The organism is Erythrobacter sp. EC-HK427, assembly GCF_902498745.1.
Lineage (GTDB): Bacteria > Pseudomonadota > Alphaproteobacteria > Sphingomonadales > Sphingomonadaceae > Alteraurantiacibacter.
Window position 1 is genome coordinate 284,505 of record NZ_LR701479.1, and the last position, 19,460, is coordinate 303,964.

General features: G+C 62.0%; 25 protein-coding genes and 1 other RNA gene. 12 read left to right on the top strand and 14 right to left on the bottom strand.

The features are described 5' to 3' along the window. Nucleotides 1-42: 42 nt before the first annotated feature. The 8 genes from GC121_RS01420 to mtgA all read right to left on the bottom strand — a co-directional run bounded on the left by GC121_RS01420 (nt 43) and on the right by mtgA (nt 6,172). The gene (locus GC121_RS01420; RefSeq protein WP_151972408.1) at nt 43-942 is read right to left on the bottom strand and encodes a hypothetical protein; all 900 of its coding nucleotides are present in this window, start codon (nt 940-942) and stop codon (nt 43-45) included. Between the two features lie 228 nt (nt 943-1,170). Beyond that, the gene (locus tag GC121_RS01425) at nt 1,171-1,722 is read right to left on the bottom strand and encodes a fasciclin domain-containing protein (protein WP_151972410.1); all 552 of its coding nucleotides are present in this window, start codon (nt 1,720-1,722) and stop codon (nt 1,171-1,173) included. Between the two features lie 255 nt (nt 1,723-1,977). Further along, entirely contained in the window at nt 1,978-2,724 is a 747-nt protein-coding gene (locus GC121_RS01430) for an anti-sigma factor domain-containing protein (protein ID WP_151972412.1), read from the bottom strand. Next, nucleotides 2,721-3,299 (bottom strand): sigma-70 family RNA polymerase sigma factor, encoded by a 579-nt coding sequence (locus tag GC121_RS01435; RefSeq protein ID WP_151972414.1) that lies wholly within the window; start codon nt 3,297-3,299, stop codon nt 2,721-2,723. The genes GC121_RS01430 and GC121_RS01435 overlap by 4 nt, the downstream gene beginning before the upstream one ends. A gap of 177 nt (nt 3,300-3,476) precedes the next feature. Further along, entirely contained in the window at nt 3,477-4,217 is a 741-nt protein-coding gene (locus GC121_RS01440; protein WP_151972416.1) for a polysaccharide deacetylase family protein, read from the bottom strand. 40 nt (nt 4,218-4,257) lie between these two features. Further along, nucleotides 4,258-4,545: a hypothetical protein gene (locus tag GC121_RS01445; protein ID WP_151972418.1), complete on the bottom strand. Its 288-nt coding sequence runs from the start codon at nt 4,543-4,545 to the stop codon at nt 4,258-4,260. Continuing rightward, entirely contained in the window at nt 4,542-5,495 is a 954-nt protein-coding gene (locus GC121_RS01450) for a cation diffusion facilitator family transporter (RefSeq protein ID WP_151972420.1), read from the bottom strand. Before GC121_RS01450 ends, GC121_RS01445 begins: the two co-directional genes overlap by 4 nt. A 5-nt stretch (nt 5,496-5,500) precedes the next feature. Beyond that, a complete protein-coding gene (gene mtgA, locus GC121_RS01455; protein WP_151972421.1) occupies nt 5,501-6,172 on the bottom strand; it encodes a monofunctional biosynthetic peptidoglycan transglycosylase in 672 nt (223 codons plus the stop codon). A gap of 81 nt (nt 6,173-6,253) precedes the next feature. Between mtgA and GC121_RS01460 the strand changes: the two genes are divergently transcribed. Next, the gene (locus GC121_RS01460; RefSeq protein WP_151972422.1) at nt 6,254-7,048 is read left to right on the top strand and encodes a hypothetical protein; all 795 of its coding nucleotides are present in this window, start codon (nt 6,254-6,256) and stop codon (nt 7,046-7,048) included. Nucleotides 7,049-7,108: 60 nt separating this feature from the next. Here GC121_RS01460 and rpoH read toward each other — a convergent pair whose 3' ends face one another. After that, a complete protein-coding gene (rpoH, locus tag GC121_RS01465; protein ID WP_151972423.1) occupies nt 7,109-8,011 on the bottom strand; it encodes an RNA polymerase sigma factor RpoH in 903 nt (300 codons plus the stop codon). A 123-nt stretch (nt 8,012-8,134) separates the two neighbouring features. Then, nucleotides 8,135-9,100, bottom strand: coding sequence for an RluA family pseudouridine synthase (locus GC121_RS01470; protein ID WP_151972424.1), 966 nt, complete (start codon nt 9,098-9,100; stop codon nt 8,135-8,137). 60 nt (nt 9,101-9,160) lie between these two features. Between GC121_RS01470 and GC121_RS15170 the strand changes: the two genes are divergently transcribed. From GC121_RS15170 to rnpB, 7 genes are all read left to right on the top strand, one after another. Further along, entirely contained in the window at nt 9,161-9,517 is a 357-nt protein-coding gene (locus GC121_RS15170; RefSeq protein WP_199857697.1) for a GIY-YIG nuclease family protein, read from the top strand. Next, nucleotides 9,510-9,896, top strand: a complete 387-nt coding sequence (locus GC121_RS15175; RefSeq protein WP_234421058.1) for a Mov34/MPN/PAD-1 family protein — start codon at nt 9,510-9,512, stop codon at nt 9,894-9,896. Before GC121_RS15170 ends, GC121_RS15175 begins: the two co-directional genes overlap by 8 nt. 172 nt (nt 9,897-10,068) lie before the next feature. Beyond that, nucleotides 10,069-10,722, top strand: a complete 654-nt coding sequence (locus tag GC121_RS01480) for a histidine phosphotransferase family protein (RefSeq protein ID WP_151972425.1) — start codon at nt 10,069-10,071, stop codon at nt 10,720-10,722. 75 nt (nt 10,723-10,797) lie between these two features. Further along, on the top strand, nt 10,798-11,436 hold the full coding sequence (locus GC121_RS01485; RefSeq protein ID WP_370513759.1) for an N-acetylmuramoyl-L-alanine amidase: 639 nt from the start codon (nt 10,798-10,800) through the stop codon (nt 11,434-11,436). A gap of 89 nt (nt 11,437-11,525) precedes the next feature. Beyond that, complete coding sequence (locus GC121_RS01490; RefSeq protein ID WP_151972427.1) at nt 11,526-11,891, top strand: carboxymuconolactone decarboxylase family protein; 366 nt, start codon at nt 11,526-11,528, stop codon at nt 11,889-11,891. Between the two features lie 83 nt (nt 11,892-11,974). Next, nucleotides 11,975-12,694 carry an aquaporin Z gene (gene aqpZ, locus GC121_RS01495; protein ID WP_151972428.1) on the top strand — a complete coding sequence of 240 codons (720 nt, stop codon included), beginning with the start codon at nt 11,975-11,977 and terminating at the stop codon, nt 12,692-12,694. Nucleotides 12,695-12,756: 62 nt separating this feature from the next. Continuing rightward, nucleotides 12,757-13,186, top strand: an RNA gene (rnpB, locus tag GC121_RS01500) — RNase P RNA component class A. Nucleotides 13,187-13,235: 49 nt separating this feature from the next. Here rnpB and GC121_RS01505 read toward each other — a convergent pair. Beyond that, on the bottom strand, nt 13,236-14,051 hold the full coding sequence (locus GC121_RS01505) for a metallophosphoesterase family protein (RefSeq protein ID WP_151972429.1): 816 nt from the start codon (nt 14,049-14,051) through the stop codon (nt 13,236-13,238). On the opposite strand from GC121_RS01505, the gene GC121_RS15180 reads away from it, so the two are divergent. The 4 genes from GC121_RS15180 to der all read left to right on the top strand — a co-directional run bounded on the left by GC121_RS15180 (nt 14,050) and on the right by der (nt 17,213). After that, the gene (locus GC121_RS15180; protein ID WP_199857699.1) at nt 14,050-14,202 is read left to right on the top strand and encodes a hypothetical protein; all 153 of its coding nucleotides are present in this window, start codon (nt 14,050-14,052) and stop codon (nt 14,200-14,202) included. The genes GC121_RS01505 and GC121_RS15180 overlap by 2 nt on opposite strands. A 135-nt stretch (nt 14,203-14,337) precedes the next feature. Next, nucleotides 14,338-15,087, top strand: a complete 750-nt coding sequence (locus GC121_RS01510) for a TorF family putative porin (RefSeq protein ID WP_151972430.1) — start codon at nt 14,338-14,340, stop codon at nt 15,085-15,087. Between the two features lie 112 nt (nt 15,088-15,199). Continuing rightward, complete coding sequence (locus GC121_RS01515) at nt 15,200-15,637, top strand: VOC family protein (protein ID WP_151972431.1); 438 nt, start codon at nt 15,200-15,202, stop codon at nt 15,635-15,637. Nucleotides 15,638-15,698: 61 nt separating this feature from the next. Next, nucleotides 15,699-17,213, top strand: coding sequence for a ribosome biogenesis GTPase Der (gene der / locus GC121_RS01520; protein ID WP_151972432.1), 1,515 nt, complete (start codon nt 15,699-15,701; stop codon nt 17,211-17,213). A gap of 23 nt (nt 17,214-17,236) precedes the next feature. Here the strand turns inward: der and bfr are convergent, their stop codons facing one another. The 3 genes from bfr to GC121_RS01535 form a co-directional block, all read right to left on the bottom strand. Then, nucleotides 17,237-17,719, bottom strand: a complete 483-nt coding sequence (gene bfr / locus GC121_RS01525; RefSeq protein WP_151972433.1) for a bacterioferritin — start codon at nt 17,717-17,719, stop codon at nt 17,237-17,239. Between the two features lie 155 nt (nt 17,720-17,874). Beyond that, nucleotides 17,875-18,069, bottom strand: coding sequence for a bacterioferritin-associated ferredoxin (locus tag GC121_RS01530; protein ID WP_151972434.1), 195 nt, complete (start codon nt 18,067-18,069; stop codon nt 17,875-17,877). 104 nt (nt 18,070-18,173) lie between these two features. Then, a complete protein-coding gene (locus GC121_RS01535) occupies nt 18,174-19,454 on the bottom strand; it encodes a DUF418 domain-containing protein (protein WP_151972435.1) in 1,281 nt (426 codons plus the stop codon). Nucleotides 19,455-19,460: the final 6 nt, after the last annotated feature.

Below are 19,460 nucleotides of genomic sequence, written 5' to 3' on the forward strand. Positions count from 1 at the left end.
AGGGATTAGGTGCGCGTTGCTCCCTCTCCGCCTATCCTCGCGCTAAACCGCCTCAATTACAACGCCAAGTCCACAGTGGTCGGTCACGGTGACTGCGTTCGCTGATTGCGATACATAAGCCACGCTGCCAACCAGTCGCACCCGCGCGGAATTGTAAACGGCGACATCAAACATCTGCGTTCCTGCTGAATTGGTGCCGAATTCGTGAACATTATAATTGTCGATCAGCTCGATACCCGCATTGGTCGAGGCGTTACGGTAATTCCCTGTGCCGCTGGCCACGTTAAGCGAGCTGGCGGTGACGTTGAACGAACTCTGGTTGGTGTCGCCAATCACTAGGTCGATCGTCCTGCCGGACAGGCCAAGACTATGGAAGATGCCATAATAAAACTGCTCGGTCGCACCACGGCTGCTAGCAATTCGGTTCGGGACGTGGACGAACACGCAGGTGAAGCCATCGACTTCATAGGCAACGTAACCCTCACCTGCGCCCAAGAGGCTAATCCCGCTCGCAAGCGACGATTGGCTTATCGCGGTGAAGCACTGGCACGCCCGGCTTGAACCGTGCGAGCGGATCGTCACCCCGCCATCAGGGATCATGCCCGAAAAGTCGGAATGCTCTGCATCGAGTTCTCCCACCACAAATATGCTCGGCATCTGTCCGATAGCGCGATAGAGATTCTGCCACAAAAGCGCGATCTGAGCGCCGAATAGCTCCACGGTGTGCGTGTCGCTCGCAAGCACCTCGATGCTCTGCAAACGTGCAGGGCCATGGATCGGAGTACGCAAATCGCCCGGGTTGAAAGGTAGCACCAGCGCCTCATGCCCCGCATCGGTGACGCGGCGATTGGTTCGGCGGGTGAAGTATTGCTGCGAGATGCTGGCGAGATTGTGGTTCGAACTCGCATTCGCATTAAATGACTGATAGGCAATAACAGGCACGATCGTTTTCCCCCTCTCGGCTGATTAGCCAGACGTTGCGACCGCGAATCTTCTTTTTGTTGGCGCAGGTTTCGGCGCTGGCGCGCCCTGCGTCAAGCCATTGCGAGGCGGGCCGCACCTCGCGCCAAAACCACAAAACCCCGCCCGGCTGGGAAAGCCGGACGGGGCCGAGAGCGCCATTAGCCGAGGGGGAGGCGCGGCGCTGCTCTGGGGGGACTGTAAGTCGGCTTAGCCGGTCGGCAGCAGTACGCGGTCAAGCACGTGGATCACGCCGTTCGCGGTGTTGATATCGGTCTGCGTCACCAGCACCTGACGGTCTGCCTGGTCGGTCAGCACAACGGTGCCATTGTTCAGCCGCGCAATCAGCGTTTCGCCCGACAGCGTGGTGATGCGCGCATGGCCGTTGCCCGCGCGGATCATGCCGATGAGGTCGTTTGCGCTCACCCGGCCGGCCACCACGTGATATGTCAGGATCGAAGTCAGCGTGTCGCGGTTGGCGGGCTGGAGCAGCGTTTCGACCGTTCCGGCGGGCAGCGCGTTGAACGCGGTGTTGGTCGGCGCAAACACGGTGAAGGGGCCTTCGCCCGACAGCGCGCCCGCCAGATCGGCAGCCTGCACAGCGGCAACCAGCGTGCTGAAATCATCCACCGATGCGGCGGTCTCGACGATGTTGGGCGTGTCGTTCGATGAATGATGATGCTGCGCCATGGCAGGCACGGCGAATGCAAGCGCGGCGGCCCCTGCAAGCGTAGCGGCGATGCGCGAAGTGGTCTTCAACATGGGTAATCTCTCCTGTGTGTGCATCAGGCCCCGTCCTGCCTTGCATGGAGAGTTACGGGAGGTATTGGCGGATGGTTGCAGGTTCTTGGGGAATCTTTTCGCACCACCCACAGACCGTTTGTCCTGAGCTTGTCGAAGGACTGCTTTCCTTCTGGCCTTGCGCAAAAGGGAAATACAGCCCTTCGACAGGCTCAGGGCAGTCGGATCATGGGGTATGTAGGCAAACATTACGCACCGAGTACGAACGGAGGGGGATCAAATCGCCCGGAAAGCGCCCTCGGCCACCACCGGCCCCGCATCGACACCTTCGGGCTTGCCGCCCAGCGGCTCGCGCGTGAGCAGCAGGCGTGAGCCCTCGACAAATTCGCCTGCCAGTTCGGGAGCCACCGCCACCCGCGCTTCCTCGCCCGGCACAATCACGCCCAGCGAATGCAGTTCGCCCGCGCGGTCAACCAGCCACAGCTCGTGATCGTGCACCCCGTCAGCGGTCAGTCCTGCGGAGGAGACGGTCATCACATCGCGGTCCGGCACGTAAGTCAGCGCGAGCCGCAGGCCGGTGTCGGCGATGGGAATATTCGCCGCCAGCAGCGCGCTTTCAGCAGGCGCGGGCGCGACGGGTGAGCCCGCTTCGCGCACCGGCCCTGTCATCACCACAATCGCCAGCACCGCTGCCGCCGCGGCTGACAGCCCGCCGAACCAGCGCCAGCGATCGCGGCTCGTTTTCAGTGCGACGATCTCGGCCGTAGCCACCGGCGCGTCATCCGGTGCTGCGACCGTCGCCGCCGCAATCCGTGCCCAGACTTCGGGCGCAGGCGCAGCCTCGTCCAGCGTGTCGAGCAGCGGCGCGAAATGCTCTTCCCAGCGCGCCACCGCATCCGCAAAGTCCGGATCGCGCGCCAGCATCGCCCGCGCACGCAGCAGCTCCTCGCCCTCGGCAAGCCCTAGGACAAATTCGGCGGCGAGCGTTTCGCGCGGAGGCAAAGAGGCGGCTTTTGTGGTCATTCGCGTTCGAGACAGATCTTCAGTTTGGCGAGCCCGCGATGGACCCGCGATTTGATGGCACTTACGGACATATTGGCACCCTCTGCCAGCGCAGCATAGGTCGCGCCGCCGAAAAAGGCATCGCGGATCGCACCGCGTTGCGCGGCGTCGAGCGTTTCGAGGCAGTGGTGAATGCGTGCATCGCGCTCGTCCAGCAGCAGGCGCTCGTCCGCCGCCAGCGCGCCATCGGCAACGCTATGCGCTTCGTCCTCGGGAACAGCCCCGCCGCGCACCTTGCCGCCCGCGCGCAGCCGGTCCACCGCGCGGTTGCGCGCCATGCAGGCAAGCCAGCTGATCGGGCTGGCGCGCGCCGGATCGAACCGGTCGGCCCGGCGGTACAGATCGATATAGACATCTTGCAGCGCATCTTCGGCTTCTTTCTCGTCACCCAAGATACGCAGGCAAATGCCGTAAAGTTTCGCCGACGTCGCAGCATAGATCGCCGCCAGCGCATCGCCCTCCCCCGCCGCCAGCCGCGCGATGTTGGCGCACAATGCCTCACGGGCGGTGTAAGGGCTGTGGGAGGATTCGCGCATTGCCTCGCGTGCATAGCGCGCAGAGGCGGGATTGGGAATTGGGTGTCGTCCAGCAACAAACGCGCCTCCCCTCCCCTTGGGGAGGGGCCGGGGGTGGGGGTTCGACGTTATTGGCGCAAGTACCCCCATCCCAACCCTTCCCCCAAGGGAAGGGCTTAGTAGAGACAAACTCCAAACTTATCGCTCCGCCACCATCTCCCCCGCCCGCAGCAATTCGCCCACCGGAACAATCTCGTATCCGCGCGCCTGCAATTCGCGCAGTACAATCGGCAGCGCCGCGCGCGCCGTATCATTGTGGCGATACATCGGGTGCATCAGAATGATCGAGCCCGGCTCGACACGGTCGATAATATCCTGCGCGAACAGCGCCGGATCGGTGAAATCCTCCGGGCGATCCTCCACGTCCCACATGATGGTGCGATAGCCCGCATCCTCGACCTCGAGCGGCAGGCCGATCAGTCGCTTGCCGAAGGGTGGGCGGAACAGGTCGGTCGATGCGCCGGCCTCGCGCAGCAACCTGTCCGCCTCGCGCACCTCGCTGCGGTAGAAATCCTGCGAGCGGAAGAGATTGCGCTCATGGCTATAGGTGTGATTTCCCAGTTCGTGGCCCGCCTCCAGCAGCCGCTCGGCCTGCCCCGGAAACCGTTCCAGCCGGTTGCCGATGAGGAAGAAGGTCGCTTGGACTCCGAATTCCTCCAGCACAGGCAGCACGGCGTCCACCCCTTCAGGCGTCGGCCCGTCGTCAAATGTGAGGGCGACAATTTTGCGGTCGGTCTCGACCCGGCAAATCGCCTCTCCCACTAGCTGGAAACAGCGGGCCTTGGAGATTTTGTGGGTCGCTCCCGCCGCCAGCAGCAGCAGCACAATTCCTCCGACAACGAATTTCCATTTCGCCAGCGTCACGATTTTCCCGATCATAGGCCTTGCCTTGCTTCGCGAAGGGAAAAGCGGACGCAGATCAATCGTCCCTGTCCGGTTGCGTGGGGAGCGGGGGTGGCGGAGGTATCGGTACCGGCGCTTCGGGCGGGGCGATGGCCTCTCTTAATGCGCGGCACTCGGGGCGTCTGCTCCCGGCATTGCCCGCACCAAGACAGCCATCGCCCGCTTGCCTTGCGATTTCCTCGCCGAGCGTTTCGTTCTGGCCAGCAGGTGCGGTGAGCGGGTCACGGGCTTCAGCCACCTGATGATCGGGCGATGCGCAGGCTCCCAGCCCCCATGCCACCAAGCCAATCGCGAGTATTCTCATGCGCAATTCCCTTTCGCGCATTGTCTATCAGTCTCAACCTGAATGGTAGCATGCTGGATGCCGTGATCGTGCTCCAGCGAATGCGCGACATCGCGCAGGAAGGCATCGCCGGGATGGCCTTCGGGCATCACCAGATGCGCAGTGAGCGCGGTTTCGGTCGTGCTCATGGGCCAGATGTGGAGATCGTGCACGGCGGTAACGCCCGGCAGCGCCTCCAGATCGGCGCGCACATGGTCGCAATCGATGCTGTCGGGCACGCCGAGCAGGCCCATTTTGACCGAGTCCTTCAGAAGGCCCCAAGTGCCCCAGCCGATGACAGCCACGATAGCGAGGCTCACCAGTGGGTCGATCACCGCGTAGCCGGTCAAGAGGATCGCCGCGCCCGCCAGCACCACGCCAACGCTCACCAGCGCGTCCGCCGCCATATGCAGGAAGGCGCCGCGAATATTCAGATCGTGCTTCCTCCCGCGCATGAACATCAGCGCGGTGGCGGTGTTGATGGCGATGCCGATGCCCGCCACCCAGATCATCGTCCAGCCCTGCGGCTCTACGGGGTCGATCAACCGGTGCACCGTTTCGAACAGGATCGCGCCGATGGCGATCAGCAGCAGGATCGCGTTGGCGAGGGCCGCCAGAATCGTGCTGCTTTTGAGGCCATAAGTGAAGCGCGTAGTCGCGGGACGTTTCGCCGCGATGGTCGCGCCCCACGCGATAATCAGGCCGAGCACATCGGAGAGGTTGTGCCCCGCATCCGCCACCAGCGCCATCGAGCCGGAGAGGAAGCCGTATGTCGCCTCGACAACGACGAAGGCGGTGTTGAGCACAATCCCGATGGCAAAGGCGCGGCCGAAATCGGCGGGCGCGTGCGCGTGGCCATGGCCTATGCCGTGCGAGTGCCCGTGCCCGTGGTCATGCCCGTGATCATGGCTGTGAGAATGCCCTGCGCCCATTCGTGCTACTCATAGACGCAAGCATCGAGCCCGTCACGCCTGACGACGCCGATGCGCGCTTCTATCGTATTGCCATAGCGGCGGGTGAAGCCGCCGGGGTTCACCGCCTCGCGCGTTTTCGGGCTTGGCAGCACGGCGGCGATGCGGCTCGCCTCGTCGGCGGAGAGGCGCGCGGCGGAGTGGCCGAAATAGCGCTGCGCCCCGCTTTCGACGCCGTAAGTGCCCAGCCCCGTCTCGGCGACGTTGAGATAGACTTCCATGATCCGCCGCTTGCCCCACAGGTTCTCGATCAGGAAGGTGAAATAGGCCTCCAGCCCCTTGCGAAACCAGCCGCCGCCTTGCCAGAGGAAGACGTTCTTGGCGGTCTGCTGGCTGATGGTGGAGGCTCCCCGCTCCCGCTCGCCCGCCAGCCGCTCCTGCAACGCCTCCTCGATCGCTTCGACATCGAAGCCGTTATGGGTGCAGAACTTGCTGTCCTCCGCCGCGATGACGGCGCTCACCATGTTGCGGTCGATGCTACTGAGCTGCTCCCAATCGCGGGTGACCGAGCGCTCGTCCATCAGCATGGTCGCGGTGTAGGTGACGGGGACAAAGCGCAACAGCAGCACCATCGAAACGGTGATAACAAGCCACCAGATCACCGCCTTGGCGAAGAATTTGAGAATGCGGAGGGGCATGGGTGGCTCTTACTCTGGATCGTCCTGTCCAGCCAATCTGTTTTCCTTGTCACTAGTATCTGGTGGGAGTATCCTTCCGAGATGAGGTGGACGGCTTTCATTTTGGCTCAGGCCCTTACAGTCACAGCCGCAGCGCAAGAAGTTGAATTTGAGACATCTGATCCAGAAACGGACTTCCAAGCAGTGCGCGTCCGCTCAGACTTGCCTTTGTACACGTCGGCATGGGTGGAGTTCTGGCCGAGAAGTTTTCACAGGGAGCAGTATTTTGGTTGTGAATCGCGGGTAGAGCCTGGCGATTGGCTTTTTACTCCAAATCGCAACGACGCCTTTGGGGCTTCTGGCTGGACACGCATTTGGCTCAACGGCGTTATACATTGTTCCGCTGGTTTTCGCTACGCTGAAACCAAAGAGAGCCTCTCAGAAACTGACGAATTTGAAACTGAGGGATCTGAGGTCGGCTTCTTTGTCAAATTGGGTGAGGTCGAGAGGGCTGGCAGCATCGTCGAGCTCTGGGCCATTCAGGAAGGCTTCTATCCGGGAAGTAAATACTCCCTTTGGGCTCGCGAACCTGCCGATGGGATAGTCGACTCTTTTGTTGCTTTACAAAGCCGCTGCCCGGCAGGTGCGATGAGGGAGCTCGAAGGAGGTTTAGGTATCTTTCGAACCGACTACTGCGCAATCAACAGCCAAGAGGACTTGTTGGCGCTCGCTGTGGAAATGCTCGACTATCAGCCTCTTGGGACACTGACGCGCGTTGGAAACAGCGATTGGGTGGCACCGCCTGAGGCAGAAGAGCAGGATGCGGAACCAGAGCCGGAACCTGAACCCGAAGACGGTTCGTGGCTACTCGAAAGGCTGACTTCTACTCCGCAATAGTAAAAAGGGCCGAGCGTCGCCGCCCGGCCCCTCTATTGCCTACTGCCTACTGCCTACTGCCTAAGCCGCAACCGGCAGCAACCGCTCGCCAGCAATCCGCTGCATCGCTTTCTGCAGCTTCTCGAAAGCGCGCACTTCGATCTGGCGGATGCGTTCGCGGCTCACGTTGTAGACCTGCGAGAGCTCTTCCAAAGTCTGCGGGTTTTCCGTCAGGCGGCGTTCGGTCAGGATGTGCTTCTCGCGGTCGTTCAGCGCGTCCATCGCTTCCACCAGCATTTCGCGGCGGACATCGGCTTCCTCGGCCTCGGCCACGGTTTCGTCCTGCAAGGGGCGGTCATCGGTCAGCCAATCCTGCCATTCGCCAGAACCTTCCTCGCCGCCGCGCATGGGGGTGTTGAGCGAGCCGTCCCCGCCCATCATCATGCGGCGGTTCATATTGACCACTTCCTGCTCCGACACGCCCAGATCGGTGGCGATCTTGGTCACATCGTCGGGATGCAGGTCGGAATCCTCATAGGCCTCCAGCTGCTTCTTCATCCGGCGCAGGTTGAAGAACAGCTTCTTCTGCGCGGCGGTGGTGCCCATTTTGACAAGGCTCCACGAGCGCAGGATATATTCCTGGATGCTCGCCTTGATCCACCACATGGCATAGGTGGCGAGGCGGAAGCCGCGATCGGGCTCGAACTTCTTCACGCCCTGCATCAGGCCGACATTGCCTTCGGAAATGAGGTCCGCAACGGGCAGACCATAGCCGCGATAGCCCATCGCCAGCTTGGCAACGAGGCGCAAATGGCTCGTCACCAGTTGCGCGGCCGCGTCCTGGTCCTCATGCTCGGCATAGCGCTTGGCGAGCATATATTCCTGCTCGGCGGTCAGCACGGGGAATTTCTTGATTTCGGAAAGATAGCGGTTGAGGCTCTGCTCACCGCTCAGTGCTGGCACATTCGGCCTGCGATTACTCATGTTAGTCCCAAACCTTTCTTGCGTCGACCGCAGCTTCCAGGCCCCTGCTGGGCACCCGGCCTTAGCGGCCACATTGTTGGTGCGCTTTGCTTATACACGCACTGGGGAGATATAGGGTGCATTTCATCGATGAGAACCACCCAGTTGGTCGATAAGTTCCAACATATCGGCGGGAATTTCGCTTGCGAACCGGCAAAAGTTACCCGTCACCGGATGTTCGAAGCCGAGAATCGCCGCGTGGAGCGCCTGACGGGTGAACGGCATCGCTTTCAGCGTGGCCCTGAGGGGTGCAGGTGTGCGTCCATAAACAGGGTCTCCCAATAACGAATGACCAATTGAAGCAAGGTGAACCCGCACCTGGTGGGTTCGCCCTGTTTCAAGGCGGCATTCGATCAGACTGGCGTGATCGAGCCGCTCTATGGTTGTGTAATGGGTGACAGCGGTTTTGCCGCGCAAGGAATCCTTGGGCAGCACCGCCATTTTCTTTCGGTCGGCGTCCGAACGGCCCAGCCGCGCGTCCACCGTGCCGCTGGCGGGGTTCGGGTGGCCGCCACAGACCGCGAAATAGGCGCGTTCGAGCGAATGGTCGGCGAATTGCCGCGCCAGCCCTTCATGCGCCTTGTCGGTTTTGGCGACCACCAGCAGGCCGGAGGTGTCCTTGTCGATCCGGTGGACGATGCCGGGCCGCGCGACGCCGCCGATGCCGCTGAGCGAGCCTTTGCCGTCTTTGGCGCAATGGTGCAGCAGCGCATTGACCAGCGTGCCATCGGGATTGCCTGCCGCAGGGTGGACGACCATGCCCGCAGGCTTGTCGACGACGATCAGATGCGCGTCCTCGAACACCACGGTGACGGGGATATCCTGTGGAAGCGCCTGTGGATTATCCGGGGGCGGAATGTGGATAGAAAAGCTGGAGTTCGCTTGAACTTTGGCCGAGGGGCTGGTGGCGGGCTTGCCGTCAATCAGCACTTTCCCGTCCGCAATCAACGCCTTGATCCGCTCGCGGCTGAGATCGGTGACAGCAGCGAGCGCCTTGTCGAGGCGGGCGGGGGTCTGGATAATTCCTGTGCGTGTTTCGCCTTCGGTCACAACCCCTCCACCGACTGCCCTGAGCTTGTCGAAGGGCTGCTTTTCTCTTTAGACCGAACCATGCCCTTTTGGACTTACATCCTGCACTGCCACACCGGCAAGTTTTATACCGGCCATACCGACGATTTGGAGCGCAGGGTCTGGCAGCACGAACAAGGCCTGTTGCCCGGATTCTCGCGCGATTGGCGCCCCGTAAAGCTGGTCTGGTCGCAGGAATTTGTGACGCGCGAGGAGGCGAAGGCGGCGGAAAAGCAGATCAAGGGTTGGTCAAGGAAGAAGAAGCTAGCACTTATTCGTGGCGATTGGGATGCGGTGTCGCGCTATGCCAAAAGCAAGGGCAGCCGTTGGCCCTTGGCCAGCTTCGCTTCCGACAAGCTCAGGGCAATCGGAAAAGGAGAGCGGTGTTTTGTTGGATAAAGCTGTCCTCGACCAAATCCGCACCCACGCCGCCAACTCTGCCCCGCAAGAATGCTGCGGCATCTTCACCGGCACTGCCAACCGCATCACCGCCGCGCAGCCCGCCGCGAATGTCCACCCTTCCCCCGAATCGCATTTCGAGATCGACCCCGCTGCCCTCATCGCCGCTCACCGCGCGGCGCGCGGAGGCGGCGCGCAAGTGCTCGGCTACTACCACTCGCACCCCGATGGCCCTGCCAGACCATCGACTGAAGATCGGGCGCAAGCCTCAGGCGACGGGCGCATTTGGGCCATTATCGGGAAGGATTTGGATGTGACGTTGTGGCGGGACGACGAAAACCAGTTTACACCGCTTCCCTACACGGTGTCGCATAGCTAAAGCAGTGGTCAAATCTGGTAAGAGGAGAAGGACCGGGGCCCACACCCATGTGTCAACTTCGGCAAAAACCACGAAAATGCCTTTTTTATCAGATATATGTGCTAACGCCAACAGGTTGACGCGGTGTCAACTTTGTCACCTTTGAAATTCATACTGAACGGCCCAAATCTGAATGACCTCGCAAACCGATCTCGCCGCCCTGCTCTGTTCGCGCTTGTGCCACGATCTGCTCAGCCCCGTGGGCGCGCTCAATAATGGCTTGGAACTGCTCGCGGACGAGAGCGATCCGGAAATGCGCAAACGGTGCATCGAACTGCTCGAACAAAGCGCGCGCACCTCGGCGAGCAAGCTCAAGTTCTTCCGCCTCGCATTCGGCGCGGCGGGCGGGTTTGGCGACCGTGTTCCCGCCGAAGAGCCGAAGGAATTGCTCCAGGCACTCACCGCCAATGACGAACGGCTGACGCTGGCATGGAGCGTCGCCGAGCCCACGCTGTCCAAGCCTGCGGTCAAAGTGCTGCTCAACCTCGCCGCGATGGGCCTCGACGCGCTGGTGCGCGGCGGCACGCTGGAAGTGGGCGCGGAATCGCGCGGCGGGACGACCGAGATCGCAATCCGCGCGGCAGGGCCCAAGGTTGCGTTCGATCCGATGCTGGGTCAGGCGTTGGCCGGCCGCTTGCCGGTGGCTGACCTCAGCGGGCGCACCGCGCCGGCGCATATGGTGCAGATGCTGGTGCAGGAGCAAGGCGGCGGCGTGCAGCACGCGCACACGCCCGAAGCGCTGGTGCTGGGCGCGGTATTGCCCGATGGCGAAGGCATGATTGGATAGGCGCTATTGACTGACGAACTCGTCCACCGCGAGCATCCCTCGCCCAATTTCAACGAGCGGAAATTGCCCGTCTCGATGGTGGTGCTCCACTATACCGAAATGAAACCGGTGGAGAGCGCGCTGGAACGGATGTGCGATCCGGAAGCGCAGGTGAGCGCGCATTACTGCATCACCGAGGATGGCGAGGTGATCCGGCTGGTCGATGAAGACAAGCGCGCCTGGCACGCGGGGGCGAGTTATTGGCGGGGGAACCGCGATGTCAATTCGGCGAGCATCGGGATCGAGCTTGACCATCCCGGCCACGCGCTCGGCTACCGGCCCTTTGCCGAAGCGCAGATCGACGCGCTGGTGCCACTGCTCCACCGGATCGTGAAGCAATATGACGTGCCGCGCGCCAATGTGGTTGCGCATTCGGATGTCGCGCCCGCGCGCAAGGTCGATCCGGGCGAGCTGTTTCCTTGGGATCGCTTGGCCGGATGCGGCCTGTGCCTCGCCCGCCCGGAGAAGCTCGAACAAGGCGACGTGTTCGGCAATGATGCGAGCTTCTATCTCGCGCTGGAACGCTTCGGCTACGAGATTACCGACGGGCGCAAGGCGGTCGAGGCGTTCCAGCGCCGCTGGCGGCCCGAGCGGATCGACGGCGTGATCGACGGGCAAGTGCGCGCGATCCTGTTCCAATTGCTGCTCGATCGGGATCGGGGACTGGCGCGCTAGCATCGCCGGGATTTGATCTGGCGCAATGCAGGCCGGTGCGCGGCGCGGCAAAGGCCCGCAATGGCAATGATAAACAAGGAATCCGATCAATGACTGCATCGCACTTCAAGGACTGGCCGGGAATGGCCACCGCTCTCCTCCCCGCGATCAAGACCCTGCACAAAGGCCAGCCCGATGTGATGAAGGCTTTCCGCGAAATGGGTGCGGCCGTGCATGGCGGCGGCGCGCTGGATGCCAAGACCAAGGAACTGCTCGCGGTGGCCATCTCGGTGGCGGTGCGCTGCGATCCGTGCATCACCTACCATGTCGAAGGCGCGCGCAAGCACGGCGCAACGCGCGAGGAAATCGCCGAAACGCTGGGGCTTGCGATCTATATGGGCGCAGGGCCAAGCGCGATGTATGCTGCACAAGCGCTTGAAGCCTATGACCAATATGCCGAGGCCGCGGCGGGCTAAGCTCGGCACGGAAAAGATTTTACACCGCCTTTGCCCGGTTTCGCGGTAGCATTGCCCTGCCTTCAATCAGGGGAGAGGTAATAATGATACGCAAATTGGGCGCCGAGTTTTTCGGCACATTCTGGCTGGTGTTCGGCGGCTGCGGTTCAGCAGTGCTGGCGGCGGCGTTTCCGGAACTCGGCATCGGCTTTGCCGGGGTGTCGCTGGCTTTCGGTCTGACCGTGCTGACCATGGCCTATGCCGTGGGCGGGATTTCGGGCGGACATTTCAATCCGGCGGTGTCGTTCGGCCTCGCGGTTGGCGGTCGCTTTTCCTGGGGTGAGCTCCCCGGCTATTGGGTGGCGCAATTGCTCGGCGCGTTCTGCGCAGCGGGAACCCTGTTCCTGATCGCCTCGGGTCAGGACGGCTGGAGCGCGGGCGGTTTCGCCTCCAACGGATTTGGCGAGCTGTCGCCCGGCGGCTTTTCAATGCAAGCCGTTTTGATCGCCGAAGTGGTGCTGACAGCATTCTTCCTGATCATCATTCTGGGCGCAACGTCCCCCAAGGCTCCCGCGGGATTTGCGCCGATTGCCATCGGGCTGGGCCTTACGCTGATCCATCTGATCTCGATTCCGGTCAGCAACACCTCGGTCAATCCGGCGCGCTCAACGGGCGTCGCTTTCTACGCCGAGACCGCTGCCTTGCCGCAGCTCTGGCTGTTCTGGGTCGCCCCGCTGGTCGGCGCGGCGCTAGGCGCGCTGATCTGGAAACTTGTTCTGTCGCCCGACGAGACGCTCGACCAGATCGGCGGCAAAGGCGAGTAATCGCTTATGGTTCGGGCGGCGGCTTTCCTTACGCCGTCGCCCGGCCTATATGCTGGCCTGTGCCGGGGAGCCGGGCAGCCGCGTCCCTCTTTATGGGGGCCGAGGAAAGTCCGGGCTCCACGAAACAAGGGTGGCGGGTAACGCCCGCCGACTCCGGACGTGTTCCGGGGTTAGGGAAAGTGCCACAGAGAGTATACCGCCGATGGCCCGCGCTCCTTCTGGAGATTGGGGGCACAGGCAAGGGTGAAAGGGTGCGGTAAAAGCGCACCGGGGTTCTGGTAACAGCGCCCGCATGGCAAACCCCACCCGGAGCAAGACCGCATAGGGGTCTCGCGCCTTACGGGCAGGAGTGTTTCGCTCCCATGAGACCCGGGTTGGTTGCTGGAGCATTGGAGCAATCCAATGCCTAGATGAATGGCTGCCCCTGCCGATACGGTCCCTTTTGGGATACCGTCGGCAGGACAGAACCCGGCTTACAGGCTCCCCGGCACTTTGGACTTTCCTACAGCAACGAAAGGCAAGCAATGCTTCGCCGGTGCCATCACCCGCCCATTGCTGCGCCCTTGATCTTTATCGCGCCCGCTTTTGTCTCCTCCGCAGCGAGATAGCGGCGGGTGCTGCCTTCCAGCACCAGCGCGGTCAGCCGACCCGTGGCATAGGCACCGGTGTCAACGCCAATACGGTTGCCCGTATCCACCACCTCGTCGGTGATCGTGTGCCCATGAACCACCACCGCGCCATGCGATTTCTTGTGGCTGAGAAAGGGTTCGCGAATCCAGCGCAAGGTGCGCGCCTTTTGCGCGCTGAGCGGAACGCCCGGCTCGATCCCCGCATGGACGAAGACGAAATCGCCGATGCGGATCATGTCTTCGAATTTGGCCATAAACTTGCGATGCTTGCCCGGCACCACATCCTGCATCAGCGCCTGCAATTCGCCAACGCCGAGCTTGCTGAAAGTCTTACGATCCACGCCATAACTCATCAGCGTCTCGCGCCCTCCGTGGCGCAGGAAGTGTTTGAGCATTTCCTTGTCGTCAAAGCTCTTGAGGAACATCTCCTCATGATTGCCGCACAGCACGCGCACATTGCGGGTTTTCGCCCAGCGTTTGGCAAGGTCGATCACGCCCGCGCTGTCCGGCCCGCGGTCGACCAGATCGCCAAGCAGGATCACCTGGCATTCCACGCCATTGGCCGCAGCCACCAAGATTTCTTCCTCGATCGCGGCCACCAGCTGCGCGAACAAATCCGCACGCCCGTGAATATCGCCCACCGCATAGACACGCTGGCCCTTGGGAATTCGCGGAAGATCCTTCTTCTTTTTGGAGAAGGTGAACATGGTGTCGAAATACTTGATCATGGGTGCAAAAGACAGGGCAGATAGCGGTTACACACAGAAGCGCAAAGGCGCGCAGGTGCAAATCCAGCCTGTGGCGCAAAAACCTGTCGCACCGCTGAATGTGGTGCAAAATTCACACACTGATGCGGGCGGTGGAGAATCTACGCAATAAATCTTGTGCAGTGCAGCACGATTGTGCATGATAGTTTCGCTTTCGCACAAATCGGCACGCAAAAAGATGCCGGACGTGCAGATGCGCAGGTGGGACGAAGCATAGTTCACCACAGCAATTTGAAGGAAATTGCCCATGCTTACGTCCGTTCGCAGCCTTTCGGCTGTATCTCTTTTTGCCATCGCCGCTTTGTCGGCCGCTCCTGCCATGGCGCAGGAAGAAGATGAAGGCATCGGTGTCGAGGTTTCGGCCAATGTTGCCCTCGTCAGCGAATACCGCTTCCGCGGTGTCAACCTGTCGGGCGGCGATCTCGCCATCCAGGGCGGGGTTGATGTCAGCCTGCCTGCCGGTTTCTACATCGGCACCTGGGCCTCTTCGCTCGATGAAGACACGGTCGGCTTCGGCCATACCGAGCTCGACATTTATGGCGGCTGGGCTGGCGAATTCGGCAATGTGTCGACCGATGTCGGCGTGATCTATTACGCCTATCCCAACGCGGCTGGCGGTTCGACCGACTATGTCGAATTCTACGGCTCGGTGGGCGTCGGCCTTGGACCGTTCGATGCGACCGTGGGCGTCGCCTATGCACCCGACCAGGATTCGCTGGGCGGAACCGACAACTTCTATGTCTATGGCGATCTCGGCCTTGGCGTTCCGGGCACGCCGCTGACCGTCACCGGCCATGTCGGCTATACCGACGGCTTCCTGACTTTCACCAATGACGGCGAAGCGATCGACTATTCGATCGGCGCTGAAGCCGCGATCCCCGGCACGCCGGTCTCGATCGGTGCGGCGTTTGTGGGCGTGGAAGGCGATGTGCTGGTCGATCCGAACGGCACTTTCACCGACGATTCGGTGGTGCTGACGCTCTCCGCCAGCTTCTGACCTTCGCCAAAGCGAGGAACGGGAGGGCCCGCGCCGGAAACGGAGCGGGTCCTTTCGCGTTGCGGCGGCGTGCCTACATGGGTAGGCTCCAAGCAGATGCAGGAGCCCTCCCATGGTCAAATATCTTCATACGATGATCCGCGTCGCCGATCCGGATGCGACGGTCGAATTCTTCAAGCTGATCGGGCTGGAGGAAGTGCGCCGGATGGAAAGCGAGAAGGGCCGCTTCACGCTCATTTTCCTCGCTGCACCGGGGCAAGAAGGCGTGGCCGAGGTCGAGCTGACCTATAACTGGCCGCCTGCCGACGGCAGCGCGCCGGAGCACTACACCGGCGGGCGCAATTTCGGCCACCTCGCTTACCGCGTCGATAATATCTACGACATCTGCCAGCGGCTGATGGATGCAGGCGTGACGATCAACCGCCCGCCGCGCGACGGGCACATGGCCTTTGTCCGCACACCCGACGGGATCAGCATTGAACTGCTACAGGAGGGCTATCTCGACCCGCAGGAACCCTGGGCGAGCATGGAGAATACGGGAAGCTGGTAAGCGGGGTGCGCTGACGATTCGCTTGCCATTCCGCCAACAAACCGCCACCTGACGCCGCATCATGCCCGCTCGCAAACTCCCCCAGGTCGTCATCATCGGTCGGCCCAATGTCGGCAAATCGACTCTCTTCAACCGCCTGGTTGGCAAGCGCCTTGCGCTGGTCGACGATCAGCCCGGGGTTACGCGCGACCGGCGGATGGGCAATGCGGGGATTGCCGGGCTGGAATTCGAAGCGGTGGATACCGCCGGGTGGGAGGATGAGGACGATGCCTCTCTCCCCGGGCGGATGCGCGCGCAAACGCAGGTTTCGCTGAAAGGCGCGGACGCCGCGCTGTTCGTGATCGACAGCCGCGCAGGCCTCACCCCGCTCGACGAGGAAATCGCCCGCTGGCTGCGGCAGCAGGAAGTGCCCGTAGTGCTGGTCGCCAACAAGGCGGAAGGCAATGCGGGCCAAAGCGGCATACTGGAATGTTATTCGCTGGGGCTGGGCGAGCCGGTGCCGGTGAGCGCCGAGCACGGCGAAGGCGTGGCCGATCTGTATTCCGCGCTGGTTCCGCTAATCGCCGACAAGGCCGACCAATTGGAGCTGGAAGCCGAGGCCGAGGCCGCCATCGCTGCCGACCGTGCCGCCGCGCTGGCGGCAGAGCGCGAGGCGGAAGAGGGTGGCGAGCTGGTCGAGACTGACCCCGCCGCACCGCTTAGCCTCGCCATTGTGGGCCGTCCCAATGCGGGCAAATCGACCCTGATTAACCGGCTGCTGGGTGAAGACCGGCTGCTGACCGGGCCGGAAGCGGGCATTACCCGCGATTCCATCGCAGTGGATTGGGAATGGCACGATCCGGCGAGCGGGGAGACGCGCATCATCAAGCTGATCGACACCGCCGGAATGCGCAAGCGCGCCAAAGTGGTCGACAAGCTGGAGAAGCTCTCGGTGTCCGACGGCCTGCGTGCAGTGGACTATGCCGAGGTTGTCGTGCTGCTGCTCGATGCGACGCGCGGGCTGGAAGTGCAGGACTTGAAAATCGCCAACAAGGTGCTCGAAGAAGGGCGCGCGTTGATGATCGCGATTAACAAGTGGGACGTGGCGGGCACCGTGGGCACCGATGATGCGTCCGCGCTGTTCAACGGCATCAAGGAAGCCTTGAACGAAGGGCTTGCGCAGCTGCGCGGCGTGCCGCTTTTCGCGGTGAGCGCCAAAACCGGCAAGGGCCTCGACACCATGCTCGGTGCTGCCTTCAAGCTGCGCGATGACTGGAGCCGCCGCGTGCCGACATCGGCGCTTAACCGCTGGTTCGATGATGCGCTGTCGGCCAACCCGCCGCCTGCGCCTGGGGGTCGCCGGATCAAGCTGCGCTATATCACGCAGGTCGGCACCCGCCCGCCGCGCTTTGTGATTTTCGGCAGCCGCCTGTTCGATCTGCCGACCAGCTATGAACGGTATCTCTTGAACGGCATCCGCAAGCAGCTGGGCTTTGGCGCGGTGCCGGTGCGGCTGACGCTGAAAAGCCCCAAGAACCCCTACGATTCCAATCGTGGCGGTGGCGGCAAATTCAGCGGCGGCGAAGGGCGCGACTAAAGCGCCCTCGCCCCGCAGCGGGCCTACTCGTCGCCCGCAGCCTTGCTTTGCAGCTGCACGTAATTTTCGAGCCCCATCCGCGCGATCATGTCGAACTGGGTTTCGAGGAAATCGACGTGCTCTTCCTCATTGTCGAGGATATGCGCGAACAGATCGCGGCTGATATAGTCGCGCACGCTTTCACAATATTCGATGGCATCGCGCAGCAGCGGAATGGCCTTTTCCTCCAGCGCCATGTCGGCCTTCAGGATTTCCTCGACCGTTTCGCCAACCTGCAATTTGTGGATCGCCTGGAAATTGGGCAGGCCGTTCAGGAACAGCACGCGCGCCGCCAGCTTGTCGGCGTGCTCCATTTCCTCGATCGATTCCTTGCGCTCGTAAGCAGCGAGTTTGGTCACGCCCCAATCGTCGAGCACGCGGTAATGCAGCCAGTACTGGTTGATCGCGGTCAGCTCGTTCGTCAGCGCGGCGTTCAAAAATTCGATGACTTTGGGGTCGCCCTTCATGGGTGTGTCTCCATTGCTAGCTATGACCGCAGACTAACGCTGGAAAGCCGCCGGAAGGCAAGCAAAAGCGGCATCAAGACGCACCAAAAACCGCAGAAATCCGCGCTAATGCAAATGCGTAGCAGGATACCTCAAATCGCGACCTAACCCGCTCGTCAGGCCGCGTGGGCGGGCTCCAGCAGCGCCTCGCGCTCTTCGCGGATGATGTCTTCCGCCTCTTCCAGGCAGGTGCCGCAATTGGGACGCTTGCCGAGTTTGGCATACACCGTTTCCGCGCCGCCCGCACGATGCTGCCGCGCGGCCTTGCGCAGTTCGCATTCGGTGATCGCATTGCAGATGCAGGTATACATGGGCGGAGCAGACCTTTCGTTCTGATACACCCATGGTAGTGCGAGTCGTTTGCAATAGCAATACTAATGCGAACTATTCTCAAAAGAAACTTAGGGCAGATGCCTCACCGCTTCCACGGGAACAGCTTGCCGTAGGTCAGGCAGCGCCACAGCCATTCGAGCGGGCCGTAGCGATACCGCTCCAGCCACGGTTTGGACCACCACAGCATCACCGCCCAGCCCAGCGCGACGACCAGATAGAGCTCCGCCCGCGAAAGCTCGCCCCAAAGCCCGCCTGCCCATGGGTGGAAGATCAGCATCATCAGCACTGAGGTGCCGAGGTAATTGGTGAAGGCCGCCCTGCCCGCCGCCGTCAGCCGCTCGGCCAGCCAGCCGCTCGCATTCGCTCCGTAGATCGCAAGAACGGCAGCAAGCCCGAAAATGACGAGTAATTTGGGGTAATGGGCATAGGCCATGAAGGCGGCGATCGATTCCCAGAAGGTCAGCCCACCGCGCGTCAGTGCCCAGGCCGCAACCAATGTCACCAGCGAACCTACGACGATCCCCGTCCACCCCCAGAACAGCTGCTTTCGCCGGTTGAGACCGCCGCTGAAGAACCCTGAGCGATACAGCCCCATCCCGATCAGGATCAGTGGCACGGTTTCGAACAGCAGCATCATCGCCGAATCGGCGAAGGGGTCGGCAATGTGCTCGCCAACATTGTGCGCCACGAAATCGGCATAGCTGCCTTGCGTCATAATCGCCGTCTCGACCGCGTCTTCCGCCAGCATCTCGCTTTGCGCCCGATCGAGTTCGCTGCGCATCTCGGCAAATTCGGGCTGGTCACCAAACTCCGTGTCCGCCACCAGCGAAGGGCTGACATATGCGGCCAGATAGGCGAGCCCGCCAAGGAGATAGCCGAGCAGCCCCGCGACGATCAGATTGCGCGCCTGCATCCGCAGAAACAGCAGCGCGAGCAGCCCGCCCACCGCATAGGGCATCAGAATATCGCCGCGCCAAATAAACAGGAAATGCGCGTAACCGAACAGCAAGAGCCAGAAGAGCCGCCGCGCCAGCAGCCAGCGGCCCGAACCGCGCGCCCACGCCTTCTCCACAAACAGCACCAGTCCGACCCCGAACAGCAGCGTGAACAGCCCGCGCATCTTGCCGTCGATCAGCACATATTGTGCGATCCACATCCAGTAATCGGGGTCGCCCGCTTCGGACACAAAGCCTTCCGGCCACATATAGGCCATCATCGGCTGGCCGAAGAAGACGATATTGGCCGCCAGAATGCCGAGCACCGCGATGCCGCGGATCAGGTCAAGATTGGCGAGGCGATTGCCGCCGGTCACCGGTTCGAGTGTATCGGGCGTATCGCCAAAAACGGCGGCAGCGTTGCTCATGTCTGA